We start from the raw sequence: 26,592 nt of genomic DNA, 5'->3' as shown, positions 1-26,592 counted from the left end.
GATGAAGCTGACCTTTTTCACCATGCGTTTCCCTGTTGCCTCTGAGACGTTTGTGCTCAATCAGGTAACGCATTTCATCGACGCAGGCTACGACGTGGAGATTATCTCCGTGTTTCCAGGCGATATGATCAATCGTCACGCCGCGTTCGATGACTACAATTTGGCAGCGAAAACCCACTATTTACTGCCGGAAGAGAAAGTCTCGAATCTCGATAAGCTGACGCAACGTATCGCGCTGATGCTGCCGAAAATCGCCAAGCCGGCGTTGCTCAAATCGCTTAACGTCGGACGCTATGGCGCGCAAGCGAAAAAGCTGCTGCTGCCGGCGATTGTCGCCAATGCCAAACAGACCTTCACCGCGGATGTTTTCCTCGTGCATTTCGGTTATGCCGGTGCGCTGGCGAACAAACTGCGCGAATTGGGCGTGCTGAAAGGCAAGCAGGCCACGGTGTTCCACGGCGCGGATATCTCGCGTCGTCACATTCTCGAGGAGCACAAACTCGATTACGTCAACTTGTTCAAACAGAGTGAGCTGATGCTGCCCATCAGCCATTTGTGGGAGAACAAACTGATTGAGATGGGCTGCCCGCGCGAGAAAGTGCATGTTACGCGCATGGGCATCGAGCCGGAGAAGTTTAACTTCAAACCGCGTGCGGCCTTCCATCAACCGTTGCGCATCGTTTCGGTGGCGCGTCTGACCGAGAAAAAAGGCCTGGATGTGGCGGTGAAAGCCAGCGAAATCCTGCGTAATAACGGCGGTCAGTTCCAGTTCACCATTATCGGTAACGGTGAGCAGGACGGCATGATGCGCGAGCACATTGCCCGCGCGGGTCTGGAAGATTGCGTCACCATGCCGGGCTTCAAGCCGCAGGAGGAGATTCGCCAGGCGTTAAACGAGGCGGATATCTTCCTGCTGCCGTCAAAAACCGCAGCAGATGGCGATATGGAAGGTATTCCGGTCGCGCTGATGGAAGCGATGGCGGTGGGCTTGCCGGTGGTTTCTACCTATCACAGCGGCATTCCTGAGCTGATTGAGAACGATGTCAGCGGCTGGCTGGTGCCAGAAGACGATGCCGAAGAACTGGCGGCGACGCTGCTGCGTTTGTCACGCGGTGATATCGATGTCGCGCCGGTTGTCGCAGCGGCACGGCATAAAGTGGAAACCGAGTTCAATCAGCACATCGCTTACGGTGAGCTGGCGAAAATTCTGGAGCGCATGGTGTGAGCGGATTAAAAAAACAGGCCGTTTGGCTGTTTGGTAGTACCTGTTTTGCCGCATTGCTTCAGGTGTTACAGCTCGCCGTTCTGGCGCGCAAATTGGAAACCCATGAATTGGGTTTGCTGGCAATCATCAATGCGATTCTGGCGGTGGCGACCGTGCTGCAAGATATGGGCATGAGCAGCTACATCGTGCATCGCCAGGATATTAATCGTCGGGAACAAAGCACCATTTACTGGGTTAACGTGTCGCTCAGTTTCTGTACCGGCTTGATTATGCTGGCGATTGCCTATCCAGTGGCGTGGTTCTATCACTTGCCGGAGCTGGTGGGCTTAATCATGCTCACCAGCCTCAACTTCCTGGTGCTGGGACATCTGTCGCAGTATCAGGCGCACTATGTGAAAACCAAACGCATGGTGACGCTGGCGAAGATTGAGATGGCAACCAAGTTGTTTGCGTTCCTGTGCACGGTGGCGATGCTTTATTTCACCTCGCTCACGGTAGCGGCGGCGATTCTTGGGCTGTTCATTAACGCCTTCACGCGTATTCTCTGCATGATCTACTTCGGTGAGAAATCGTGGCGACCGACCTGGGAATTCGATGGCAAAACCTTTGTCAGCGCGGTGCGTTACGGCGTTTATCAACTCGGATCGCAGACCATTAACCAGCTGCGTACTCAAGCGGATGCCTTGATCGTCGGTAAAGTGATGGGCGCGGAAATGCTAGGTATTTACTCGCTGGCCAAAGAGCTGATTCTGCAACCATTGAAGCTGGTTTCGCCGGTGATTAACCGTTTGGCGCTGCCACGTTTTGCCGAGAAACAGCATGATCCAGAGCAGTTGAAGAAGCTGTTCCTGAAAGGCACTTTCGTCATCATGCTGTTCAGCAGCGCGATGTATCTGGCGATTGGCATCATGTCACCGGTGATTGTGCGCGTGCTGTACGGCGCTTCGCATGAGCAGGTTTACCATCTGATTCCGCTGATGCTGCTGTTTGGCATGCTGCGTCCGATGGGCGGCTTAACCGGCGCGATTTCGCAGGCTAACGGTCGCACCAATGTCGAGTTCTACTGGAATATTGTGGCGAGTCTGGTGGTAGTGGTGGTGTTGGCAACCACCTACATCTGGCCAAACGTGCTGTATGTGGCGTTGACGCTGTCGATCTCGCAGGTGCTGATCTCGGCCTTTGCGCATCCGTTCTTCATCAAACCGGTGATTGGCATCCGCTTTATGCCGTACGCCCGCCAGTGGGTTTCGGTGTCGGTGGTGTTTGTCGGCCTGATGATGTTAGTGAATCACTTCAACCTGTTCATCATGCCGGAATGGTTTGAAGGCTGGTTGTAATTTAGCGGGCGGCCTTAGGGTCGCCCGATTCATTCTGCGAATTTATTGGCTTCTTTTTACGCCGCCCGATTCTGAAAATACCTGGCACCATCAGCACAAACACTTCTGTGATCCTTCCACCACTTTTCAGCGGTTTAGCGCATTCAATTCACGCTGTAATCACGCTTCGGTTTTGTCGGTGAAAAGCGATTTTTGATGGTGTGACAGAGAGTTAGTGCCGGTTTTTCAGATAAAGATTATACTTGCTCAACTGGCCGATCCTGCATAATCGAGCCCACGTATTCACTTCATGAAATGGAATAAATATGACCAAGCTTAAAGCAGTAATCCCCGTTGCGGGCCTCGGTATGCATATGCTTCCTGCGACAAAAGCCATTCCGAAAGAGATGCTGCCAATCGTCGACAAACCAATGATTCAATACATTGTTGACGAATGCGTCGCGGCTGGCATCAAGGAGATTGTGCTGGTCACCCATGCTTCCAAAAATGCAGTGGAAAACCACTTCGATACCACTTATGAGCTGGAAGCGCTGCTTGAAGCGCGCGTTAAGCGTCAACTGCTGAGCGAAGTGCAGTCAATCTGCCCGCCGGGCGTGACCATCATGAACGTACGTCAGGCTAACCCGCTGGGTCTGGGCCACTCCGTACTGTGCGCGCGTCCAATGATCGGCGACAACCCGTTCGTGGTGGTGCTGCCAGACGTGCTGCTGGATGATTCTACCGCTGACCACCTACGTTATAACCTCGCATCGATGGTTGCGCGCTTTGAAGACACTGGCCATAGCCAAGTGTTGGCGAAACACATGCCGGGCGCAGATCTGACCGAATATGGTGTTCTGACCACCGAAGAGCCAATTGATAATCCAGGCGAGATCAGCACCATCACCAGCTTCATCGAGAAGCCAGAAGCCGGTTCAACCGATTCTGACCTGACCGCGGTGGGCCGTTATGTGCTGTCTGCGGATATCTGGGAAGAACTTGAGCGCACCGAACCCGGCGCATGGGGCCGTATCCAGCTGACTGATGCTATTGCCGCACTCAGCAAGAAAAAACCGGTTGATGTGCAACTGCTGACTGGCACCAGCTTCGACTGCGGTCGTAAACTCGGTTACATGCAGGCATTCGTTTCTTACGGCTTGCGTAACAACGCACAAGGCCGTGATTTCCGCGAATCCATCCAGAAAATCCTGGCGAAATAAGCTTCCTCATTCTCTGCCGCGCATTGCGCGCGGTTTAAAGGAGTACACATGGCTATTTTGGTAACGGGCGGAGCAGGGTACATCGGCTCCCATACGGTGCTGGCGCTGTTAGAGCGTGGCGACGACGTTGTGGTCCTGGATAACCTTTGCAATGCTTCCCGCGAAGCCATCAATCGTGTGGAAAAGCTGTCTGGCAAAAAAGCGGTGTTCGTTGAAGGCGACATCCGCGATCGTGCGTGCTTGCGCGACCTGTTTGCCAGCAACGACATCAACGCAGTAATCCACTTTGCCGCGCTGAAAGCCGTTGGCGAATCCACGCGCATGCCGCTGGAATACTACGACAACAACTTCTCAGGCACCGTAGTACTGCTGGAAGAGATGCGCGCTGCGGGCGTGTGGAACTTCATTTTCAGCTCGTCCGCCACCGTGTATGGTGCAGATGCGCCGGTTCCTTACGTGGAAACCACGCCAATCGGCGGCACCACTAGCCCGTACGGCACCTCGAAGTTCATGATCGAATTGGTGATGCGTGACTTTGCGAAAGCCGACCCGAATTTCAAAGCCATCGCACTGCGCTACTTCAACCCGGTTGGCGCGCATGAATCAGGCGAAATCGGTGAAGATCCAAGCGGCATTCCTAACAACCTGCTGCCGTACATTGCGCAGGTAGCGATTGGTCGTTTGGACAAGCTGGGCGTGTTTGGTGATGATTACGACACGCCAGATGGCACCGCGCAGCGCGACTACATTCATGTGGTTGATCTGGCTGAAGGGCACCTGAAGGCGCTCGACCATTTATCTAAGATTGAAGGCTACAAGGCGTACAATCTCGGCGGCGGTGTTGGTTTCTCCGTACTGGAGATGATCAAGGCGTTTGAGAAGGCCTCTGGCAAGCCGATTCCGTTCGAGTTCAAACCACGCCGTGCTGGCGACCTGCCTGCGTTCTGGGCCGATGCGACTCTGGCGAACAACGAGCTGGACTGGCGTGTGACGCGTGGGATTGATGCCATGATGCGTGATACCTGGAACTGGCAGTCAAAGAACCCGAATGGGTTTGAGTAACTGATACTGATTTGCTAAAACCCGGCTTCTGCCGGGTTTTTTTATGCCTGAATATTTTATCTTTTGTATGGGTTGTGCGTTATTTATTCAAATATATGTGCGAAGGCTAAGGATAAATCCTAAACGCATGACTTGATAGAATACGGTGTAAGTCATTTATCTTGCTGTTTTAGCATGGGAAAAGCGCCAACTTTAATTGTTTAAAAAAACGACTATATTCTTATGCGTCAAGCAGTTGTATTTAAGCGTACCGATAAGTTGATGTTAAGATTTGTCGCTAAGTCATCGGACAATAACCATGTTAATTCGCCAGCACAAAATGTATTATTTGCGGTGCTCTCGAAATAGGTCGTTTCCTGCTGCGTTATTGAACGATTATGTATTTCTGAGAGAAAAGACAGTTTTGACTTGTTACACAGCATAGTGGTTGCTGCAAGCCAAGGGCGGTAGCGTGGCTATTTTCAATTTTGATGAAAAAATAACCCGCTGGTAAATGATATAGCAGTCTATAAAAGACACATTAGAGGTTGTGGAATGTTACTTCCCGTAATCATGGCCGGAGGAACCGGCAGTCGTTTGTGGCCCCTTTCACGCGAACTCTATCCTAAGCAGTTCATTAGTCTGCACGGACAGCACTCGATGCTGCAGGAAACCGTCAATCGTTTGACCGGCGTAGAAGCACGTGCTCCGCTGGTTATCTGCAACGAAGAGCACCGCTTTTTGGTGGCTGAGCAACTTCGCCAAATTAATAAACTCTCCCACAACATCATTCTGGAACCGGTTGGTCGTAACACCGCGCCGGCGATTGCTCTCGCGGCGATTAATGCGATTGAGCAGGGCGATGATCCGGTTCTGTTGGTGCTTGCGGCTGACCATGTAATCGAAAATCGCGCCGCATTCCACCAGGCGATTACCACCGCTACTAAATATGCTAAAGCAGGCCATTTAGTTACTTTTGGCATTGTCCCAACTGGCCCTGAAACGGGGTATGGCTATATTCATCGTGGAGCCCAAATTGCTGATGCGACTGACGCACCTTTTGGCGTGCAGCGTTTTGTAGAAAAACCAAATCTGAAAACCGCGGAAGATTACCTCGCTTCAGGTGAGTATTACTGGAACAGCGGGATGTTTATGTTCCGCGCTAAACGGTATTTACAAGAGCTGGAGAAATTCCGTCCTGATATTCTTGAAGCCTGCCACCGTGCAATGGCCAATGTAAAAGAGGGCAGTGACTTCATTAGCATTGATAAAGACGACTTCATCGCATGCCCTGATGAATCGGTTGATTACGCGGTGATGGAACAAACGGATGCTGCAGTAGTTGTACCGTTAGATGCTGGCTGGAGCGATGTTGGATCATGGTCTGCGTTGTGGGAAGTGAATGAAAAAGATGCAGCTGGCAACTCACTTAAAGGCGACACCTTCCTGCACAACACTAAAAATTGCTATATCAATAGTGAAGACCAGCTCGTTGCAGCGATTGGCGTGGAAGATTTAGTCATCGTTAATACTAAAGATGCAGTTTTGGTGGCGCGTAAAGATCAGGTACAAGATGTCAAACGCGTCGTTGAATTCCTAAAAAGTGAATGCCGTAGTGAGTATCGCCGCCATCGCGAAACCTATTGGCCGTGGGGACGTTGCGATTTAATCGTTAATACCGGCCGCTTTAACGTAAATCGTATTACGGTCAAACCGGGCGAGTCATTTGAATTGCAGATGCATTATCACCGTACTGAACACTGGGTTATTCTTTCAGGCACGGCAAAAGTCACCATTCAGGATAAAACTTTATTGCTGACTGAAAACCAATCCACTTTCATTCCAATCGGCCATCAACATACGTTAGAAAATCCAGGTAAAATTCCGTTGGAATTGCTGGAAATTCAGTCAGGTTCGTATTTAGGTGATGACGACCTCATTATGATTAAAGAGCAATTTGCTGGAAAATAAGGACACCCGATAAAAATGGAAGCACTAACTTGTTTTAAAGCGTATGACATTCGTGGTGAACTGGGCAAAGAGCTAAACGAAGATATTGCTTATCGCATTGGCCGCGCTTATGGCGAATTTTTAAAACCGAAAACGATTGTCTTAGGCGGTGATGTTCGCCTGACTAGCGAAGCATTAAAGATGGCGCTGGCGGAAGGGTTGATGGATGCCGGTACTGATGTGCTGGATATCGGTATGAGCGGTACCGAAGAGATTTACTTCGCCACTTTTCATTTAGGCATCGATGGTGGCATTGAAGTCACCGCAAGCCACAATCCCATGAATTACAACGGCATGAAGCTGGTACGCGAAGGCGCGCGTCCAATTAGCGGCGATACCGGTTTGCGTGATGTGCAGCATTTAGCTGAAGCTAATCAGTTTGGTGATGTTGATAGTGTTAAGCGCGGTTCGTACAAACAAATTTCAGTATTGGATGCTTACGTCGACCATTTGATGGGGTATATCGATTTAGCCAACTTCAAACAACCGATGAAACTGGTGATCAATTCCGGAAATGGCGCGGCGGGACATGTCATTGATGAGATCGAGAAAAGATTCCAGCAAGCAAATACACCTGTAAGTTTTATCAAGGTGCATCATCAGGCCGATGGCAACTTCCCTAACGGAATTCCTAATCCACTTCTGCCTGAATGCCGCAAAGATACCTCAGATGCTGTGCGTGAGCATCGGGCAGATATGGGCATTGCCTTTGACGGCGATTTTGACCGCTGCTTCTTATTTGACGAAAATGCCGAATTTATTGAAGGCTACTATATTGTCGGCCTTTTGGCAGAAGCTTTCTTAAAGAAAGAGCAGGGTGCGAAAATCATTCATGACCCACGTTTAACCTGGAACACAATTGATGTCGTGACCAAAGCCGGCGGAATTCCGGTGATGTCTAAAACTGGACATGCGTTTATCAAAGAGCGTATGCGTGAAGAAGATGCGATCTATGGCGGCGAGATGAGTGCCCACCATTACTTCCGTGATTTCGCTTATTGTGATAGTGGAATGATCCCGTGGTTACTGGTGGCTGAATTGCTGGCGGTTAAAGGGCAAACACTATCTCAGCAAGTTGAAGAAAGAACGAAGGCTTTTCCTTGTAGTGGAGAAATTAATTCAAAAGTTGTAGATGCAGCTTCTAAAATTAATTCCATCAAAAGTCGTTACTCAACAGCAGAGTGTGTTATTGATTCAACGGATGGTATTAGCATTGATTACGGTGATTGGCGTTTTAATATTCGTTCCTCTAACACAGAGCCATTAATGCGGCTTAACGTTGAGGCAAAAAACAATCCTACGCTAATGAAAGAAAAAACTGATGAACTGCTAGGTGTGATCAATGGAGCTAAGTAGTGAGAAATAACCTAATTGCACTTTATAACTACCGCGGGTTTGTCTGGAGTAGTGTTAAGCGAGATTTTCAATCACGTTATCAGATGAGCATATTAGGCGCAACCTGGCTTGTACTACAACCACTAGCGATGATCACTGTTTACACGGTGATTTTTTCACAATTAATGCAGGCAAGATTACCCCAGGCAACAGGGCCTTTCGCATACAGTATTTATTTATGTTCAGGGATATTAACATGGGGGCTGTTTGCAGAGATTCTATCTCGCATGCAAGTGGTCTTCATTGAAAACGCTAATCTGATAAAAAAAGTCACCTTCCCAAGGATTTGTTTACCAGTTATTGTAATAATATCTTGTATACTTAATTTTTTGATTATTTTTTCCTTGTTTCTTGTTTTTTTAATATTTACAGGTAACTTCCCTCTAGAAAATGTCATTTACATAGTGCCTATTTTGGTTGTGCAAATATTATTCGCAAGCGGCTTAGGAATAACATTAGGTGTATTAAATGTGTTTTTTAGGGATGTTGGTCAATTCGTAACTGTACTTTTGCAGTTTTGGTTTTGGTTCACCCCTGTAGTTTACGTTTATAATACACTCCCAGTTTGGGCTCAAGGCTGGTTAGGATTTAATCCCATGACATCAATTATTAATGGATATCATGATGTGTTTGTTCACAATACAATGCCAGGTTTTTACGCGATGAAATGGACGGCATTAATTGCTATTGTTTTCTGTGTTTTAGGATTATATCTATTTAGGAAACATGCAGCAGATATGGTGGACGAACTGTAATGTATAGCATAAAAGTTGAGAATGTCAGTAAAAGCTATAAACAATACCCTCGAAAAATAGACCGATTAATCGAATGGATTTCACCAAGCAAACGGCAGCGCTACCACGAAAAAAATGTATTAAACAATGTTTCATTTGAAATAGAGAAAGGTGAAGCAGTTGGCATCATTGGTGTGAATGGTGCTGGCAAAAGTACATTACTGAAAATTATTACAGGGACTACAACCGCATCATCAGGGCAGGTCAAATCACAAGGGCGAATCGCTGCGTTACTTGAATTAGGGATGGGATTTCATCCCGATTTTACCGGACGCCAAAATGCAATAATCGCAGGTCAATTATTGGGAATCGCTGAAGATGATATGGATGAGATGATTCGCGATGTTGAAAATTTCGCTGGTATCGGTGATTACTTTGACTCTCCTGTCCGCACATATTCCAGCGGTATGCAAGCACGCGTGGCCTTTTCAGTGGCAACAGCTGTAAAAGCCGACATTCTTATTGTTGACGAAGCTTTGAGTGTCGGTGATCTGGCGTTTCAGGCCAAATGTATGCAGCGCATGAATAAAATGCTTGAAGATAATGTGACGATACTTTTTGTAAGTCACGCGCTCTTTCAGGTGCGTCAATTTTGCTCACGGGCTGTTTATATCGCAGATGGTGAAGTTAAAGCCTTTGGCCCTGCGGGAAAAGTGTGTGATCTATATCAAAACTCACTAGTTGAAAATAAAGTTTCTATCAAAGAACAAGAAAATACTGGATTGATATTTAACCATAAACTAGATCCCGATATATCGATTAATCCATCGTTAAGGCAAAACTCATTACAAGAAAGTGCTGGAAGTCTTGAACTTGAATTTCTTGACTTCAAGTTGTTGAACAGTGTTGGTGAAGAGATTGCGACTCTCTATGCGAAAGATAAAGTAACCGTACAAGCAGTCATTAGATGTAATAGTGATGTGTCATCTGGAGCATGTGTAGGCATGTTAATTGGAGACAAAAACGGTTTTCCAATTTTGAGTATGAATTCAAATTATTATGATACTCGGCTAGATAATCTCAAATCTGGCGAGCATGTAATTATCAGTTGGGACTTTGATATGCCTTTTTATATGGGGGAATATCGCATTGATATTGGTATAAAGCCTGATGTCTATTCAACTGAATTTTATGACAGAATATTTTGTGCAAAAGTCTTTACTGTGAACACGCCAGTTGAACTTTTAAAAGAAAATTTTGGTGGCATGTTACATATTCCAGCAGACATGAAAATAATAAAAAAATAAAGCATTTGGTAATGGAAAAACATCAACAACTTGAGGCGAGCGTTAGTAATGGTAAGTAAGAAATCAAAGTATCTTTTCTTTTGGCTTCCGTATGATGTTAAATATTCCTATGAAACTTTCCTAACTGCATTTTATTTAAGTGTTAAACGCTTCCCGAGTGAACATGCACTGCACATAGGGCATGAAAAAATATTTCAAAGTGTACCCGCACATATACCTAACAACTGGTTGCAGGACTTCAATTCAACGCTACCAACTGATGAAGAGTTGAAAAGTTTAGATAAGCTTATTTGGACTAGTGAAGTATTTACAACACTTGAACAAGAACTTAAATCTAAAAATCTTGTATGGGAACATATTCTGACTAAAGAATATGAACCACTCATGAAGCAATTTAATGAACAATTGCAAGAAATACGTAATGATTGTGATGTTAAAGCGATAGTTTTATGGTCGAACTGCCCCTCAATTAAAGCGATTGCAAAAAAACATAATATTCCTGTCATCCACAATGAGATGGGCCCTTTAAGAGGGCCGACTTATCTACCAACCTGTTATTTTGACTTTAGTGGTGTAAATGGAAATACTGAGTCTGCGAGCAGATTTGAAAATTACAAATCTGCTAAAGATAACTATTCAAAGTTAGGGCGAACCGCCCTCTTAAGTCTTTTTTTAAAAGATGTTAAACCTATTCGAAATTTTGATGAGTATGAAATCGGTGTGCCTCTTCAGGTTGAAGATGACTCAAATATAATTGCATTTAGCAATGGTTTTGATAATACAGAAGTTATCAATTATTCGAAAAGCAAGTACAGCGATGTATTAGTTAGAAAGCATCCATTCGGACGTATTGAATACAAAGATATAGTTACTGGGAGTGAAAATTATTCACCTCAGGAATTCATTGCTCTGTGTAAAAAAATCATAACCATTAATTCAAGTATGGGACTCGAAGCAATGCTTTGGGGGAAGCCAAGTGAAATTATTGGTGACTCTCCTTTTGCCTTCATTAAAAAAGATGACGATTTATTTATTGAGAAACTTAGATTTTCATTGTTAAATTATTTAGTTCCGTTCGAATTTTTATTTAACAAAGAATACTATGATTGGCGTATTACTGTCCCAGATGAGGACAGTATTGCGGAGAAAAATCTATTTTTGTATGCTGAACATAAACACGGCTGGAAAAAAGATAATATCAAACTTTCTGAAATGGCAACTGAATTAGAAAACATCTATTTCAGAAATCTAAGTTTGCAATTTAAAGATATTGAAGAAAAATTAAAAATTAAACTTGAGAAACAGGATAAAGAATTAAAGAAACTTCACGATGATATTAAATCATCAGTAATTGAAAATGAAGTATTAGATCTTAAAAGTAAGAATAAAGAATTGACAGATCAGTTGTGGTACCATCAGCACGTGTTGAGTAATGTTTACGAAAGTAAATCATGGAGACTTACTAAACCATTACGATCAATAAATAGTTTGAAGATAAAATGGTGTAAACCTATCCAATTCAAACAAAAAATAATGAGATTAATATTAGCTGTAGCAAAAAAATTACTCTCTAATTATCAAATTAGAAAGCTTGTAGTATTTGTTTCAAAGAAATTCGGTCTATATGGTAAGTTAAAGTCACTCTATTTACACGGGGTGAATAATAACAAATCGTCAGTGATCAGTGTCAGGGATGAAAATGATAACTCCAGAGATACTTTGATCAATATGAAAAAGATCAAAATGCTCAAAAAGCAAAGAGGGAACGAGTGATGCGCATAGCTATTGATATGCAAGGATTACAATCAGAGAGTCGATTTCGCGGAATAGGTCGTTATACGCGTGCGATTATCAAATCTCTGATTAAGTTAGCAATAAGTAAAGACCATGAAATTATTTTGATAGCTAATGGTGCGTTTCCAGCTATGGGCTTAGTGAATGAATTCACGCCTTTAGTAGGGCGATCTTCATTAAAATTCTGGCATCCTGCAGGTCCTTGTGCTTATGAACAAATCTCAAACCACCTTAATAATAATAATGCAAAAATAATCAGAGAGGCTTTTATCAAAAGCCATAAACCTGATGTCATTTATGTTCCTGCTATGTTTGAGGGGTATCAGGACGATAGTGTATTAAGTGTCGGTGAGTTTGATAATACCACTCCTGTTGTGACAACGTTATATGATCTAATACCATTACATAATCCTGAACAATATTTAGACCCTAATCCGAACTATAGAAAATTTTATCTTGAAAAGATTGCATATTTAAAAGCATGTAAAAAATTATTATCCATTTCTGCTTTTTCAAAGCAAGAGGGTGAGGAATATTTCAAAGATAAAGCTGATGACATCATTAACATTTCAACAGCATGTGATGATATTTTTAGAGTTATTGATTTAAGTGCCTCTGAAATTGATTCATTAAAAATGAAATTTAATATTAGCAAGCCCTATGTTATGTATTCAGGTGGGGCTGATGAGCGCAAAAATCTTCCAGCACTGCTAAAGGCGTTAAGTGAGTTACCTGCAGAAATCCGAAATAAATATGACTTCTTGCTAGCAGGTAAATTATCACAATTTGACATCGATAATTTAAGTTATCATGCCAAAAAATACAAATTAGAACATATGTCAATGATTATAACTGGCTACGTTTCAGATGAAGAACTAGTCAAATTATATAACCTTTGTAAGATATTTGTATTCCCTAGCAAACATGAAGGTTTTGGCTTGCCAGCGCTTGAAGCATTAGCTTGTGGTGCTGTGGTAATTGGTGCAGGCAATACCAGCTTGCCAGAGGTGATTGGTAATGATGAAGCTTTATTTGATCCATTCAATATCTCTGATATTAAGGAGAAAATCCTCAATGTTCTGACAGATGATATTCTGTACCAAGATCTTAAAGATAAGGGGTTGTCTCGCGCTCAAGCATTTTCTTGGGAAACATCTGCAGAGGTTGCGCTTAGCACTCTTGAAAAAGTAGTAAAAGAAAACCCGATTGTTACAAACAATACTACAAGCAGCGTTAAAAAAAGATTAGCCTTTTTTACACCGTTAAGCCCAGCTCGATCAGGAATTGCCCTTTATAGCGAAGAGTTGTTACCCGCATTATCTAAATATTATAAAATAGATGTGGTAATTGATGAGACACAATCTGATTTCCGGATAACCGACAATTACTCAATTATTACTACAAAAGAGTTTTTAGATAATGCTTATGACTATGAGCGAATTCTTTACCAAATGGGGAATTCAATATTTCATGATTATATGCATGAGATCCTTGAGATTTATCCCGGTGTTGTTTGTATGCATGATTTCTATCTTAGCAACTATTATCGCTACAAAGAAACCCATGCTGGCCTAGAACGTATTTGGTGTGAGCAATTAATATCATCTCATGGTTATAAAGCCCTAATTGAAAGGGCTGAAATAAATGATGATGAACAAATAATGTTTCAGTATCCATCAAACTTTAACGTTTTGAGCAATGCCATTGCCGTAATAGTCCATTCTGACCATGCAAAGCATCTAGCGAGAAAATGGTATAAAAACAGTATGTTCCTTGATTGGGAACATATTCCTTTATTACGCGCAGCGCCTTTATCTCGTAATAAAAAAAATGTACGTAAAGCACTAAATATTGATGATGATACAATTTTAATTTGTTCATTTGGTCTTCTCGATCAATCAAAACTTAATCACACTCTAATTGAAGCCCTAGCAATAGCATTAAAAAATGAAAATAAAAAAATAAAGATGGTATTTGTTGGCGAATTAGGTGGTGATTATAAAATAACAATTGAAGCATTAATTGATAAGCTGAAACTTAGACCTGTTATTGAGGTAACTGGTTGGGCGTCAGATTTGCTATATTGTCAATACTTGGCGGCAGCTGACATAGGTGTGCAACTTCGTTCCTTATCGCGAGGTGAAACCTCGGCGGCCGTCCTAGATTGTATGAACTATGGTCTAGCCACAATTGTTAATGCTAATGGTTCAATGGTTGAATTACCTGACGACAAAATCATAAAGCTTAATGATCAGTTTGATATCAATGATCTTGTGTTAGCTTTAGAAAGTTTAATTTCCGATGAAACATTGAGAGAGAAATTAGGGAAGCTTTCAATGCAATTTATCGAAGATATACATAGTCCTTCAAGTAGTGCAGAATCATGCTTTAACCACATAGAAGCTGGTTATAACGCTGTCAATGTTACTATAAACCATGTGATTGAAAAACTAGACCTGAATGAAAAGGAGTATGCACACTACGCGGGTTTGCTAACAAATAACTTCCCACGGCTCAAGTCTAAAAAGAGAGTTTATTTTGATGTTTCATTAATCAAAAATTCTGATTTGTGGACCGGAATTGAACGAGTGACTCGCTGCTTGTTAATTGAGCTAATTCAATTGGCAGATAGTAATTTTGATATTGTTCCGGTTTATTTGCAAAAAGAAAATGATCTTTTTGCAATGCGTGAAGCTAATAGTTTCATGGTTAAGCTTTATCCGAATATAACTCCTTATTTAGGGCCGGATAGATGCGTTGATATTAATGATGGCGATATTTATCTTTCATCTGAATTAGCGTGTGATTTAGTCATCGAAGCTGAGATGTGTGGTTTTTATGAGTCACTAATAAAACAAAACGTAAAAATAGCATTTATAATTCATGATATCTTGCCAGTAACTAAAACTCATTTCTTCCCACCAGGAAGTAATGAAGGCTTTTCGAAATGGCTTGATATAGTTATTGAATATTCAGATCAAATTGTGTGCGACACAAATGCAGTTGCAAACGAAATTAAAAAATATATTTTTGAGAAAGAATTGCAGAACTCAAGATTGAAATTTGATTATTCTCATCTTGGTGCGGATATAGCATCCACCTTGCCTTCAGGAGGAATTGAACCCCTTGATCTTGACAAGGTCAGTCGAATTAATGAGAATCTTTCTTTTTTAATGGTTGGGACCCTTGAGCCTCGCAAAGGGCACTTACAAGCGATAGCGGCATTCGATAGGCTATGGAAAGAAGGCTCACAATCTAATTTGGTTATTGTAGGCAAAGAAGGCTGGAAAGGATTGCCTGATAATGCACGGAGAACCATACCTGAAATGGTTAGCGTGATTAAAAATCATCCGCTTTTGAATCAGAAATTATTCTGGTTTGATAATGCCAGCGATGAATTATTAAGCAAACTATACCAAAACGCTGACTGTTTATTATACCCATCCGAAGATGAAGGTTTTGGACTACCTCTAATTGAGGCATCTCAGCATAATAAACCACTCATATCGCGCGATATCCCCGTGCTGCGTGAGGTTGCAGGGGATGGTGCGTATTACTTCAGATCCAACCACCCAGAAGCATTAGCGGATGCTGTTAAGGAGTGGTCAAAACTTTATGAGAATAATTCTCATCCTAGCTCATCATTAATAAATTGGTTGAGCTGGTCACAAAGTGCAAAAAATCTAATTTCAAAACTCATTGATTAAAAGGTTATGATTAAATGAAAAGCGCAGTTATCACTGGTATTACAGGACAAGATGGTGCTTACCTTGCAGAGCTTTTACTAAACAAAGGCTATAATGTTTATGGTACTTACCGACGCACAAGCTCTGTAAATTTCTGGCGTATTGAAGAATTAGGTATTAAAAATCACCCTCAATTACATTTAGTCGAATATGATTTGACCGATCTCTCGTCCAGTATTCGCTTGCTGCAGGAAAGTAAGGCGACAGAAGTTTATAATCTGGCGGCACAGAGTTTCGTTGGTGTTTCTTTTGACCAACCTCTCACTACTGCCGAAATTACTGGCATTGGACCGGTAAACCTTCTTGAAGCTATCCGCATTGTAAATCCGCAGATCCGTTTCTATCAGGCATCAACTTCCGAAATGTTTGGTAAAGTTCAAGCTATACCGCAAAAGGAAGATACGCCATTTTATCCGCGCAGCCCTTACGGTGTTGCTAAGTTATATGCTCACTGGATGACGATCAATTATCGTGAAAGCTATAACATCTTTGCTTCGAGTGGGATCTTGTTCAACCATGAATCTCCACTGCGTGGGCAAGAGTTTGTAACGCGAAAAATTACTGATTCCGTAGCTAAAATTAAGCTTGGTAAACTCGATGTTCTTGAATTGGGCAATATGGATGCTAAGCGCGATTGGGGGTTTGCAAAAGAATATGTTGAAGGTATGTGGCTGATGCTGCAAGCCGAGCAGCCCGACACCTTTGTGCTAGCAACAAACCGCACCGAGACCGTACGTGATTTCGTATCGATGGCATTTAAAGCTGCAAATATCGAGTTACGTTTCGAAGGTAAAGACGAAGAAGAAGTTGCTGTAGACGTGGCAACGGGCAAGATCGTTGTAAAAGTCAATCCTAAGTTCTATCGTCCTGCAGAAGTGGAGTTGCTAATTGGTGATCCAGAACGAGCTAAAAATGTTCTGGGGTGGGAACCAAAAACCACGTTAGAAGAACTTTGTGCGATGATGGTGGCAGAAGATATGCGTCGTAACGAACAAGGATTCTCATTCTAATATGACTAATGGCAAAAAAGCATTGATCACTGGCATCAAGGGCTTTACGGGCCATTATATGGCAGCGGAATTATCCGCTGCCGGATATGATGTATATGGTCTAGGCTCAGCTTCAGATAATGCAGATAAATATTTTCAGGTTGATCTTACCGACAATTTGCAGGTTAAAGCCGCTATAGAAGCAATTTCCCCTGACATAGTTGTTCATCTTGCTGCTATTGCATTCGTTGGCCACGCTAATCCAAATGCATTTTATGATGTTAACGTATCGGGGACACGTAATTTGCTGGTTGCTTTGGCTGAAACTGCAAAAAGCCCTGAAGCGGTATTACTAGCCAGCAGTGCAAATGTATATGGAAACAATACACCCGGAAAACTGAGCGAAGATATCTCTGTCAACCCTGCAAATGATTATGCGGTTAGTAAACTGGCTATGGAGTATATGGCTTGGTTATTTAAAGATAAGCTCCCGCTGATTATTGTTAGGCCATTTAATTACACTGGAATTGGACAGGCAGAAAATTTCCTTATCCCTAAAATTGTCAAACATTTTCGCGAGCGTGAGGAACTTATTGAGTTAGGTAATATAGATGTATGGCGTGATTTCACAGATGTTCGCGATTTAGTAAAAAAATATGCATTGTTATTACAGAGTGATGCTTTTGGTAAAACAATTAATGTTGCCTCAGGTGTTATGTATTCATTGCGTGAAGTTGTTGATTTATGCGAAGAACTTACCGGTCATAAAATTAAGATTGTAGTAAATCCTAGTTTCGTAAGGCCTAATGAAATAAAAGAATTATGCGGTGACATAAGTTTGTTGAACAGCGTAATTAATTGCCAGCAAGAAAATATTCCACTAAGAGAAACATTAAAATGGATGCTGGGAATCAAAAGTTAAATATAGTTTTTTCTACAGACTGCATTAAATATCCCTTGACAGGGATAGGTCGATACGCTCTCGAGCTTGCTAAACAGCTTGAGTTTAATAAAGACCAAGTGAAACTAACTTATTTGAATGGCATTAGTATTAAGACAAAGTTAATTGTTGCGGAAGAGTCGTCTAAAGCTGCGCAATCTGTAAAGCAACAAATTAAAAAGAGCAAGATAGCTAGTGAAATATATCGGTTGACCATACCTTATGCTAAGTCATTAGTATTAAGAAAATTTAATAACCATATTTTTCATAGTCCTAATTATTATTTGCCGCCAAAAATTGAATGTTCTGTAGCGACTATCCATGATCTCTCGGTATTTCATTGGCCACAATTTCATCCAGCCGGTCGAGTCAAGTTATTACAAAAAGAGCTGTTCAGTACTGTCGAACGAGCTAATGCACTTATTACAGACTCGCACTTTACTAAAGATGAAGTGGTAAATTTCTTTGGACTAGAACAAGATAAAGTGGTCGTTGCGCCATTGGCATGCAACGCTGATTTTCATCAAAGAAATGAAAACGAAGTGCAATTTGTATTAAATAAATACAACTTAATGTGGAAGTCTTACTTTCTATATACCGGAACTATCGAACCTCGGAAAAACATATTAACACTGCTGAAAGCATATGATTGCTTGTCAGCTGTTGAAAAGAAAAACTTCCCCTTGGTTATTAGCGGTTTTAATGGCTGGGATAATGAGGATCTTTTTAGATTGTTTCGTAAGGGACAAAGTGAGGGGTGGTTGAAATATCTCGGCTTTGTACCGGGGAATGATCTTCCAGCATTATATAGTGCTGCAAATAGTTTTGTTTTCCCTTCAATTTATGAAGGCTTCGGTTTACCCGTGCTAGAAGCAATGGCTTCAGGTACACCAGTTATATGCTCCAACGTGAGTTCCTTACCAGAAGTCGTTGGAAATGCAGCACTAACACATGATCCTCAAGACGTTGAAAATCTCTCTTTGTATCTAAGAATGATGATTGAAGATATTGATAAAAGACAATTAATGATAGATTCGGGGCTTGCCAGAGCAAAGCAATTCACCTGGTCACTCTGTGCCGATAAGACAATTGAAGCCTATAAGCAGGTCGCTGAATCCTTATGATCAAAGTTCTTCATTGCTACAAAACATATTATCCAGACACTTTTGGCGGCATTGAGCAGGTAATCTATCAACTTTCTGAGGGAGGGGTAAGGGCAGGTATTGAGTCTACTGTTTTCACTCATAGTCCACATGGTGCAAGTAATAACGAAAAAATCGACAGCCACTCTATTTATCGAGTTAAAACGTTATGTGAATTTGCTTCTACACCGTTCTCATTTAAAGCCATTAAAGACTTTAAAGCTCTTGCGTCGGAAGCTGATATTATCCATTATCATTTCCCCTATCCGTTTATGGATTTTATGCATTTTGCATCACGCATAAAAAAGCCTTCTGTGGTGAGTTACCATTCAGATATTGTTAAGCAGAAGTCTTTATTAAAAATTTATTCTCCATTAATGAATGGGTTTTTAAACAGTGTTAACCGAATCGTAGCGGCTTCGCCAAACTATGTGGAGAGCAGTCCAACACTACAACAATTTAAAAATAAAGTTGATGTCATTCCCTATGGTTTGGACAAGAAGTTTTATCAAAACACTTCTTCAACTGTGCTTGAGAAGTGGCGCGCACGCTTTGGGGCTGGCTTTTTCCTTTTTGTTGGTACTTTTAGATATTACAAAGGGCTTCATATTCTTATCGAAGCCGCGCAAAATAGCGATTATCCGATAGTTGTTGTTGGTGCAGGTCCGATTGAAGCTGAACTTAAATCTCAAGCAGAGCAATTAGGCGTCAACAATATATTCTTCTTAGGTGCACTTGAAAATGAAGATAAGTCGGCGTTGTTACAACTTTGTACCTGTTTGGTTTTTCCTTCTCATTTACGGTCAGAAGCATTTGGTATTTCTTTACTCGAAGGAGCATTGTATTCCAAGCCTCTGATTTCGAGTGAAATCGGTACGGGAACTACCTATATCAATATAGATAAGTTGACAGGATTGGTCGTACCGCCCTCGAATCCTGCAGCGCTTCGGGCTGCGATGGATTCCATCTGGAACAATCCACCGCAAGCACAAATGTATGGCAAAGCCGCACATGAGCGTTTTGAAGCTTTGTTTACAGCAGACCGGATGATTGAAAGTTACACAAATCTCTATAATTCCTTGTTAAATAAGTAATTATTTTTATAATTATTTCATTCTATCACCGCACCAATCATTACCCATTGTCAGCTATCCTGAGTTAACATATTGGTCACTTATAGGATGGTGTTACTGGTAACACCATGCGGGACCACAGACAGGAGTATGTAATGTCCAAGCAACAGATCGGCGTTGTAGGTATGGCAGTTATGGGCCGTAATCTGGCTCTTAACATCGAGAGCCGCGGTTACACTGTTTCTATCTTCAACCGTTCGCGTGAGAAGACTGATGAAGTCATCGCTGAGAATCAAGGTAAGAAACTGGCTCCTTTCTATACTGTTGAAGAGTTTGTTGAATCGCTTGAAAAACCTCGTCGTATCCTTTTGATGGTTCAAGCTGGTGAAGCAACTGATAAAACTATCGCATCATTGACGCCACACTTAGATAAGGGCGATATCTTGATCGATGGCGGCAATACCTTCTACAAAGACACCATCCGTCGTAACAAGGAATTGTCTGACCAGGGCTTCAACTTTATCGGCACCGGCGTTTCTGGTGGTGAGGAGGGCGCATTGAAAGGTCCCTCAATCATGCCTGGCGGTCAGAAAGAAGCTTATGAGCTGGTTGCACCAATCCTCGATAAAATCGCTGCGCGTGCGGAAGATGGTGAAGCCTGTGTTGCTTACATCGGCCCGAATGGCGCTGGTCACTATGTGAAAATGGTGCACAATGGCATCGAATACGGCGACATGCAGCTGATTGCTGAAGCCTACGCTTTACTGAAAGGTGCGTTGGGTCTGAACAATGAAGAGTTGGCTAAAACCTTCACTGAATGGAACAACGGTGAGCTGAGCAGCTACCTCATTGACATTACCAAAGACATCTTCACGAAGAAAGATGAAGACGGTAAATATTTGGTTGATGTGATTCTCGATGAAGCCGCTAACAAAGGTACGGGTAAATGGACTAGCCAGAGTTCCTTGGATCTCGGTGAGCCGCTGTCTCTGATCACTGAATCAGTATTTGCTCGCTATCTGTCTTCTCTGAAATCCCAGCGCGTTGCGGCTTCGAAAGTTCTAAGTGGCCCGCAGGCTAAAGCCTTCACTGGTGATAAAGCCGAGTTCGTTGAGAAAGTTCGTCGTGCTCTGTATCTGGGCAAAATCGTTTCTTATGCTCAAGGCTTCTCTCAGTTACGTGCTGCATCAGAAGAGAATAACTGGGACCTGCATTATGGTGAGATTGCTAAGATCTTCCGTGCTGGTTGCATTATCCGCGCTCAGTTCTTGCAGAAAATCACCGATGCTTATGCAACAGATGCAAACATCGCCAACCTTCTGTTAGACCCATATTTCAAGAATATTGCAGACGAATATCAGCAGGCACTACGTGATGTTGTTTCTTACGCAATTCAGAATGGTATCCCAACACCGACCTTCTCTGCGGCGATTGCCTATTACGATAGCTATCGTTCAGAAGTACTGCCGGCTAACCTGATTCAGGCTCAGCGCGACTACTTCGGTGCGCATACATATAAGCGTATTGATAAAGACGGCGTGTTCCATACTGAGTGGTTAGATTAATACTTATTGCTTTAAAACTATTAACGCTCCTCTTCGGAGCGTTTTTTTTTTGCTTTATGGCGTCAATGCAATTCGTTTAAAAGATAATATTAAAGCGTTTGCATTCGGCCCCATAAATATGGGGCCAAAATAATTGAAGTTACTCTAAGAACTCTAAACGTTTAAAAGCAAAACTGATATGTCGGAAATCACCATTGTTAGGTTTAGATGGGTTTTTCCAAGTGAATTTCATTATGTTATTTTCATTGAATAATTTCACTTTAGGTATTGGTATTTCAAAATAACCATTGTCCAGTACTATATTTCCATCAAAAATCTCATCGCCGTTTAATGTAATAATTGCTGGAGTGTTTTCTTGGTACGGGAATCCGTACAATCTGATTTTTTTAGGCATACCTGATTTAAGTTTATAGTCGAATGGTATGTAAGATTCACTACCATCACTCCACCGGAATCCACTTTCGATCACGCTCCAACCAATACTGTAATTTAAGTTTTCCAGATCATAATTTAAAGAGAACCCATTAGATACTTTGGGTAATGGGTATGGAAATAATCCTGATATTTTTCCGCGAAAGACTAAACAACCAGCAGCCATATTTTTGTAAGTGATATTTTCAATTGTAATTAAACTTCTTACAGAACATTCGGGCACTGTTTGAGCAGTATTACCCATTTCTTTTACAAGATTGCCATTATTTATAACCATGAGGCTTTTTCCACTACCAAAATACTGTGCGGAATTCTTTTCGGAATTTATTGACCGTTCAACGATTATTTCTGGAGTCGGGTTATATAATCTCGGATGAGTTTCGATTACAAGCTGTGCAGGATACGACAACTGTAATGCATCACGTGCAAACCATTTCCCCTGACTCACCATTAATAGCAATGCCAGATGGGTTAATATGTATAAAGAAAAAATCGCTTTCTTTATTTTTTTATTTGTAAGTGAGTTAAATAGTTCTGCGAAAGAAAATGCTATGAATACAGAATTCCAATAAACATATCTGAGAACATCTTCACCCCCGGGGTTCCAATTAGGTGTTGTGAGGCATGGAATAGCAGTGATAATGCTAAGTGAAATGAATAAAAAAGAAAGCTTAAGGTTTTTGTTACGTTTTAATTTGGAAATGTTGAGTGGCAACAACAGTAAAAAAATTAAGCATGCTGGTATTAATAAAATCATTCCTTGGTTTAAATCAAAATAAAAATCCCAAAGACGATGAAAAGAAATTAGGTTTTTGTCTGAAAAACCATGTGATACTATAAGATTTGTTGTTCCATAATTTATGTAATAAAATATACTTGGTGCAAGTATTATAAATGACATTATTACACCAAAGATGAAGTGTTTAATTACCGAAGGTGATAATGTAGTAATGCCAGTTATAAGCCCCCTACCAAAACCTATTTCTTTTACAACAGAATAAATAAAAATAATTAATGATGCAAAGGCCAGTGGGGGGTTTTGCATCGAACAAACAGCCAGTATTAGTGAGGAAGTTATAAATTTCTTTTCTTTGAAGTATATAAGCGAGATGATTATGGCGCTAAATGTAATCGATTCGGGATGGTTCCATTTTAAATATTTAAATGTCGTTGGGGTCAAGGTTGCTAATATTAATATTGTTTTATAGAAAAAACTTTCTTTTAGTTTAATAACTATTAATATAAAAGCTATAAAAAGGAATATGCTATTAATAAAAGCAAAAGAAGCCGTTGGAGACTTCCCTAGTGCTTGATAAAGATAATATGATGGGGCATTAATAATTGAATAGCCAAAGAAATGCCACGAAAAGTAATCACCATTTTTTGATTCGAAATAATTGTAGTTTTTTATTTTTTGTTCAATGCAGACTTCACTACTTGCACATTCTAAATACCAATCATTGAAATTTTTATCATTTTTTTTAAAGTTATTGAGCACCATCGCTGCGTCATCTGGAGTGAGCTTTGGCGATAAATGGCTGGTTATGCCTTGAGACATTAAAATATATTCTTTGCCATCACCAGTTATAGGGTATTTTTTGTTAGCAAAGTAAAAAAATAGTAATGGAATTATCAGCAAAAGAGTTAATGTTGAAATGAGAGTTTTATTTTTCATAATGTTATTTGTAATTGATAATGAAGATGCCAGTAATAATTAGCGCTGCGCCAACAAACAACTTTGCATTGAGCTCCTCACCGAAATATCCACCAAGAGCAATCAACTGCAACACTGCGAATGAGACCATTATTGGGTATGCTTTTGAAACAGTGGCATATTTCAATGCTAATGAGTATAAAACAAAACCTATTCCATAAAGAAATATTGCCGGTATCTTGTTCAATAAAGCATTTTCTATAAACTGGAATTTGAAAATACGATCAGTATATTTTATTGCAACACTTGCAAGGGCGCTAAATGTTGCGCTTAAAAATAAAAGCAACAGACTAATATTATTCAATTGAACACTCCCGCCGAAACAAGAAATATAACTACAATTATCAAACCAATGATTTTGCTTGGTAGATCTTTCAGGGCAAAAGCAACAGGATCATCATGCATTTCATCTCGCCATGTTAAAAGCCATATTCTAGTAAGCCAAATAAATAACATAGGTGATATAAAATATAAAAGCTCATAATTTGCAATCGCGGATGTTTGCCTAACACTTTCAATATACAAAGTAAACACGAGAATAGATATATATCCGGCAGATATCCCTGCTGAAACCAGTATAGGAAGGTCTGATGGTGTATAGCCTCGACCAGCAAGTTTAGAATTCAAGTCGCCAGCACTCCTTAATTCAACCACTCGTTTTATAATGGCAAGACTAAAAAACAAAAACATTGAAAAGCTTATTAGCCAGTTCGATAGAATGATACTGGACGCTGCTCCTCCCGCCAAGATTCGAATGGAGTAAAGGAGTGACAAAGTCGCCACATCGAAAACCATTAGTTTTTTAAGCCAAAATGAGTAGAGTAAGGTTAATACATAGTAGACCGCTAGAATGCTGATAAACTGAGTTGGTAAAAGTAAACACAATATCAGCGTACCTGCTAAGAGAAAAATGGTAGCTAATGAACCATTGATTAGTGATATATTTCCCGATGCTAATGGCCTAAACTTTTTCTTATTATGTTTCCTATCGGCCTCTAAATCTAAAAGATCATTTAAAATATAAACACTAGATGCACATAGTGAAAAAGTAATGAATGCTAAAATACTTAAAAGCAATCCATTTATATTGGAAAATTGATGGGCTGCAATAAATGGAACAAAAATTAGCGCATTTTTTGCCCATTGATGAACTCGCAACTGTTTTAACCATATTTTAATCGAAGGTTTTGATGATTGAATTTTTTCAACTATAGGGCAAGTGATTTCAGACTCATACTTTTCTGGGAGATCTACGATAATAGCATTTCGCGCATGCTCCCATACTTTGAGATCATCTTTTGAATTTCCCATGTAATCGAAATTTTTATCACCAATTTCTTCAATGAGCCTTTTTGCCTTTTTACTGGCTGATAAGTTTATTATTTTATCACTAGCAAGTATTTTATCAAAAAAACCAAAGTGCTGAGCAACAGGTGCAGCAATTAGCTCATTTGCAGCAGTAACTAACCATAGTTCTCTCCCCTTGGCTTTTTCCTTAATTGCATAATCGATAACACTCTCATTATAAGGTAGTGCCGATGCATTTAATTTTACTCGTGAAGCAATTTCATATTTAAGAACCGTTTTGCCTTTTAGTAACCATAAAAATATATTAAATACGTAAAATGGATTTTTCTTGATTAACAAGATAGCAGTTTCAACTAAAGTATCAGTACGCACTAAAGTGCCATCAAGATCAATACAGAGCGGGGAATCTACAAGTTTCATATCAATTATTTTTAATCATAGACAGGTGCAAATAGTAACATTTATTTAGGACAATGCTCAATGTTTCCATAGTTTATCCAACCAACAACTCGCCGCTTCTACCCGCATTTTCTCCCGCAAGCCGTACCACAAGCGCCCCAGTTGTCACGAATTTCGTCAGATTCCTTGCATAAAGCACCCCACCAAACTCTGCAACCAACGGCGTTACAAAATCTGTGATGGGATCAACAACTTCCGCGACCACCTCGCCCGCCTTTATAATGTCACCTAATTTCCGACGGTTTAGTAGCAGTCCAGAATGTGGGGCATAAATATACTCACATCCCGCTAACGATGTTGCCGGATTGATTAGGGCCGGGGACTGATTAGATTCACCTGCAATATATCCACCTTCAATCAAAGCATTGATAATGGCGTCCGCATCTTTCTCTGCCTGCTCAGGCGATACATCAGCTACACCGCGTAATTCCAATGTCACTGGCAATAAACCGCGCGGCATAGGGTATTCTTTGCCAAATCGCTCCGCTAAAGTGATCCACGGTTCGCAACAAGCTTCATCAAATGGCTCGCCACCAGATATTTGTGCCAATAGCTGAACTTCGCTACCTAACCAGCGTGCCAGTGGTTCAATATCCGTCCATGCGTGAGGTGTGGTATAGAGATGCGGTAGCGCATCCCAATCGCAATGCAGATCAATCATTAAATCAGCCTGACTGGCCATTCGCATCAATGTAAAGCGTTGTGCATCCAATTCTGTACGTGCGATAAGGTCGCGATAATGCCGATCAATGGCATCACGAATTAGTCTTTTGTTTTCAAATTCACTCTGAGTGAGCGAATCTACCAACTCTGCGGCCAAAATATCACCCAGAGCCGGGAAGCGGCGATTAAAATCTTGTCCAGAAAGGGTATGGAAACGTCCAAGATGAGTTCCATGCCAATGCTGACCCAACGCCAGAGGATTGGCGACGGGCACTAAAGTTATTTTAGCCTTCAATGACCCAGTCGATTCAAGCGCCAATAGTTTCTGCTTCAAGTACCACGCCACGGCCATGCCAGGCAGTTCATCGCCATGCAAAGCGGCCTGAATGTAGACGCGTTGGTGGGAATCAGTGCCAAAATGGAAGCTCACAATTTCACGCTGTGTACCCAGTGAGGCGCTTAACAAAGGGTGATGTTGTTGTTGCATACCGTGTTGTTATCCTTTAAATGAATTGGCAC

Annotated in this window: 19 protein-coding genes; 15 read left to right on the top strand and 4 right to left on the bottom strand. The window is 41.5% G+C overall.

Features of this window, described 5'->3' with window-relative positions; all coding sequences use genetic code 11:
* The first annotated feature begins 1 nt into the window (after position 1).
* The 15 genes from ACPUC7_RS03095 to gnd all read left to right on the top strand — a co-directional run bounded on the left by ACPUC7_RS03095 (position 2) and on the right by gnd (position 21,497).
* On the top strand, positions 2-1,225 hold the full coding sequence (locus ACPUC7_RS03095) for a glycosyltransferase (protein WP_343554199.1): 1,224 nt from the start codon (positions 2-4) through the stop codon (positions 1,223-1,225).
* The gene (locus tag ACPUC7_RS03090) at positions 1,222-2,562 is read left to right on the top strand and encodes an MOP flippase family protein (protein WP_343551214.1); all 1,341 of its coding nucleotides are present in this window, start codon (positions 1,222-1,224) and stop codon (positions 2,560-2,562) included. Before ACPUC7_RS03095 ends, ACPUC7_RS03090 begins: the two co-directional genes overlap by 4 nt.
* Positions 2,563-2,867: 305 nt before the next feature.
* Positions 2,868-3,761 (top strand): UTP--glucose-1-phosphate uridylyltransferase GalF, encoded by an 894-nt coding sequence (gene galF / locus ACPUC7_RS03085; protein ID WP_494921727.1) that lies wholly within the window; start codon positions 2,868-2,870, stop codon positions 3,759-3,761.
* 48 nt (positions 3,762-3,809) lie between these two features.
* Positions 3,810-4,823 carry a UDP-glucose 4-epimerase GalE gene (gene galE, locus ACPUC7_RS03080; RefSeq protein WP_494921726.1) on the top strand — a complete coding sequence of 338 codons (1,014 nt, stop codon included), beginning with the start codon at positions 3,810-3,812 and terminating at the stop codon, positions 4,821-4,823.
* Positions 4,824-5,357: 534 nt separating this feature from the next.
* The gene (locus ACPUC7_RS03075) at positions 5,358-6,773 is read left to right on the top strand and encodes a mannose-1-phosphate guanylyltransferase/mannose-6-phosphate isomerase (protein WP_494921725.1); all 1,416 of its coding nucleotides are present in this window, start codon (positions 5,358-5,360) and stop codon (positions 6,771-6,773) included.
* Between the two features lie 15 nt (positions 6,774-6,788).
* Positions 6,789-8,168, top strand: a complete 1,380-nt coding sequence (gene cpsG / locus ACPUC7_RS03070) for a phosphomannomutase CpsG (protein WP_494921724.1) — start codon at positions 6,789-6,791, stop codon at positions 8,166-8,168.
* A complete protein-coding gene (locus ACPUC7_RS03065) occupies positions 8,168-8,962 on the top strand; it encodes an ABC transporter permease (RefSeq protein WP_494921723.1) in 795 nt (264 codons plus the stop codon). The genes cpsG and ACPUC7_RS03065 overlap by 1 nt, the downstream gene beginning before the upstream one ends.
* Complete coding sequence (locus tag ACPUC7_RS03060) at positions 8,962-10,248, top strand: ABC transporter ATP-binding protein (RefSeq protein ID WP_494921722.1); 1,287 nt, start codon at positions 8,962-8,964, stop codon at positions 10,246-10,248. The genes ACPUC7_RS03065 and ACPUC7_RS03060 overlap by 1 nt, the downstream gene beginning before the upstream one ends.
* 48 nt (positions 10,249-10,296) lie before the next feature.
* A complete protein-coding gene (locus tag ACPUC7_RS03055; RefSeq protein ID WP_494921721.1) occupies positions 10,297-12,021 on the top strand; it encodes a GT99 family glycosyltransferase N-terminal domain-containing protein in 1,725 nt (574 codons plus the stop codon).
* On the top strand, positions 12,021-15,749 hold the full coding sequence (locus tag ACPUC7_RS03050) for a glycosyltransferase (RefSeq protein ID WP_494921720.1): 3,729 nt from the start codon (positions 12,021-12,023) through the stop codon (positions 15,747-15,749). Before ACPUC7_RS03055 ends, ACPUC7_RS03050 begins: the two co-directional genes overlap by 1 nt.
* A gap of 14 nt (positions 15,750-15,763) precedes the next feature.
* Entirely contained in the window at positions 15,764-16,798 is a 1,035-nt protein-coding gene (gene gmd / locus ACPUC7_RS03045; protein ID WP_494921719.1) for a GDP-mannose 4,6-dehydratase, read from the top strand.
* A gap of 1 nt (position 16,799) precedes the next feature.
* Entirely contained in the window at positions 16,800-17,699 is a 900-nt protein-coding gene (locus ACPUC7_RS03040) for a GDP-mannose 4,6-dehydratase (RefSeq protein ID WP_494921718.1), read from the top strand.
* Positions 17,675-18,841: a glycosyltransferase family 4 protein gene (locus ACPUC7_RS03035; RefSeq protein ID WP_494921717.1), complete on the top strand. Its 1,167-nt coding sequence runs from the start codon at positions 17,675-17,677 to the stop codon at positions 18,839-18,841. The genes ACPUC7_RS03040 and ACPUC7_RS03035 overlap by 25 nt, the downstream gene beginning before the upstream one ends.
* Positions 18,838-19,953 carry a glycosyltransferase family 4 protein gene (locus tag ACPUC7_RS03030; RefSeq protein ID WP_494921716.1) on the top strand — a complete coding sequence of 372 codons (1,116 nt, stop codon included), beginning with the start codon at positions 18,838-18,840 and terminating at the stop codon, positions 19,951-19,953. Before ACPUC7_RS03035 ends, ACPUC7_RS03030 begins: the two co-directional genes overlap by 4 nt.
* A gap of 134 nt (positions 19,954-20,087) precedes the next feature.
* Positions 20,088-21,497: an NADP-dependent phosphogluconate dehydrogenase gene (gene gnd / locus ACPUC7_RS03025; protein ID WP_494921715.1), complete on the top strand. Its 1,410-nt coding sequence runs from the start codon at positions 20,088-20,090 to the stop codon at positions 21,495-21,497.
* Between the two features lie 139 nt (positions 21,498-21,636).
* Here the strand turns inward: gnd and ACPUC7_RS03020 are convergent, their stop codons facing one another.
* The 4 genes from ACPUC7_RS03020 to ACPUC7_RS03005 form a co-directional block, all read right to left on the bottom strand.
* Positions 21,637-23,604, bottom strand: a complete 1,968-nt coding sequence (locus ACPUC7_RS03020) for a hypothetical protein (protein ID WP_494921714.1) — start codon at positions 23,602-23,604, stop codon at positions 21,637-21,639.
* Positions 23,605-23,608: 4 nt separating this feature from the next.
* Positions 23,609-23,947, bottom strand: a complete 339-nt coding sequence (locus ACPUC7_RS03015) for an EamA family transporter (RefSeq protein ID WP_494921713.1) — start codon at positions 23,945-23,947, stop codon at positions 23,609-23,611.
* Positions 23,944-25,371, bottom strand: a complete 1,428-nt coding sequence (locus ACPUC7_RS03010; RefSeq protein ID WP_494921712.1) for a UbiA family prenyltransferase — start codon at positions 25,369-25,371, stop codon at positions 23,944-23,946. The genes ACPUC7_RS03015 and ACPUC7_RS03010 overlap by 4 nt, the downstream gene beginning before the upstream one ends.
* A 73-nt stretch (positions 25,372-25,444) precedes the next feature.
* The gene (locus tag ACPUC7_RS03005; protein ID WP_494921711.1) at positions 25,445-26,560 is read right to left on the bottom strand and encodes a succinylglutamate desuccinylase/aspartoacylase family protein; all 1,116 of its coding nucleotides are present in this window, start codon (positions 26,558-26,560) and stop codon (positions 25,445-25,447) included.
* Positions 26,561-26,592 lie beyond the last annotated feature (32 nt).

It is taken from the genome of Pantoea sp. CFCC18179 (genome assembly GCF_059412405.1).
Note: the sequence above shows the minus strand (reverse complement) of the source record. Positions and strands in the feature narration are given on the sequence as shown.

Excerpts from the sequence above, each read along its gene's own strand:
- ACPUC7_RS03095 (WP_343554199.1), top strand. The coding sequence starts at position 2 with ATGAAGCTGACCTTTTTCACCATGCGTTTCCCTGTTGCCTCTGAGACG.
- galF (WP_494921727.1), top strand. The coding sequence starts at position 2,868 with ATGACCAAGCTTAAAGCAGTAATCCCCGTTGCGGGCCTCGGTATGCAT.
- galE (WP_494921726.1), top strand. The coding sequence starts at position 3,810 with ATGGCTATTTTGGTAACGGGCGGAGCAGGGTACATCGGCTCCCATACG.
- ACPUC7_RS03075 (WP_494921725.1), top strand. The coding sequence starts at position 5,358 with ATGTTACTTCCCGTAATCATGGCCGGAGGAACCGGCAGTCGTTTGTGG.
- cpsG (WP_494921724.1), top strand. The coding sequence starts at position 6,789 with ATGGAAGCACTAACTTGTTTTAAAGCGTATGACATTCGTGGTGAACTG.
- ACPUC7_RS03060 (WP_494921722.1), top strand. The coding sequence starts at position 8,962 with ATGTATAGCATAAAAGTTGAGAATGTCAGTAAAAGCTATAAACAATAC.
- ACPUC7_RS03055 (WP_494921721.1), top strand. The coding sequence starts at position 10,297 with ATGGTAAGTAAGAAATCAAAGTATCTTTTCTTTTGGCTTCCGTATGAT.
- ACPUC7_RS03050 (WP_494921720.1), top strand. The coding sequence starts at position 12,021 with ATGCGCATAGCTATTGATATGCAAGGATTACAATCAGAGAGTCGATTT.
- gmd (WP_494921719.1), top strand. The coding sequence starts at position 15,764 with ATGAAAAGCGCAGTTATCACTGGTATTACAGGACAAGATGGTGCTTAC.
- ACPUC7_RS03040 (WP_494921718.1), top strand. The coding sequence starts at position 16,800 with ATGACTAATGGCAAAAAAGCATTGATCACTGGCATCAAGGGCTTTACG.
- ACPUC7_RS03035 (WP_494921717.1), top strand. The coding sequence starts at position 17,675 with ATGGATGCTGGGAATCAAAAGTTAAATATAGTTTTTTCTACAGACTGC.
- ACPUC7_RS03030 (WP_494921716.1), top strand. The coding sequence starts at position 18,838 with ATGATCAAAGTTCTTCATTGCTACAAAACATATTATCCAGACACTTTT.
- gnd (WP_494921715.1), top strand. The coding sequence starts at position 20,088 with ATGTCCAAGCAACAGATCGGCGTTGTAGGTATGGCAGTTATGGGCCGT.
- ACPUC7_RS03020 (WP_494921714.1), bottom strand. The coding sequence starts at position 23,604 with ATGAAAAATAAAACTCTCATTTCAACATTAACTCTTTTGCTGATAATT.
- ACPUC7_RS03010 (WP_494921712.1), bottom strand. The coding sequence starts at position 25,371 with ATGAAACTTGTAGATTCCCCGCTCTGTATTGATCTTGATGGCACTTTA.
- ACPUC7_RS03005 (WP_494921711.1), bottom strand. The coding sequence starts at position 26,560 with ATGCAACAACAACATCACCCTTTGTTAAGCGCCTCACTGGGTACACAG.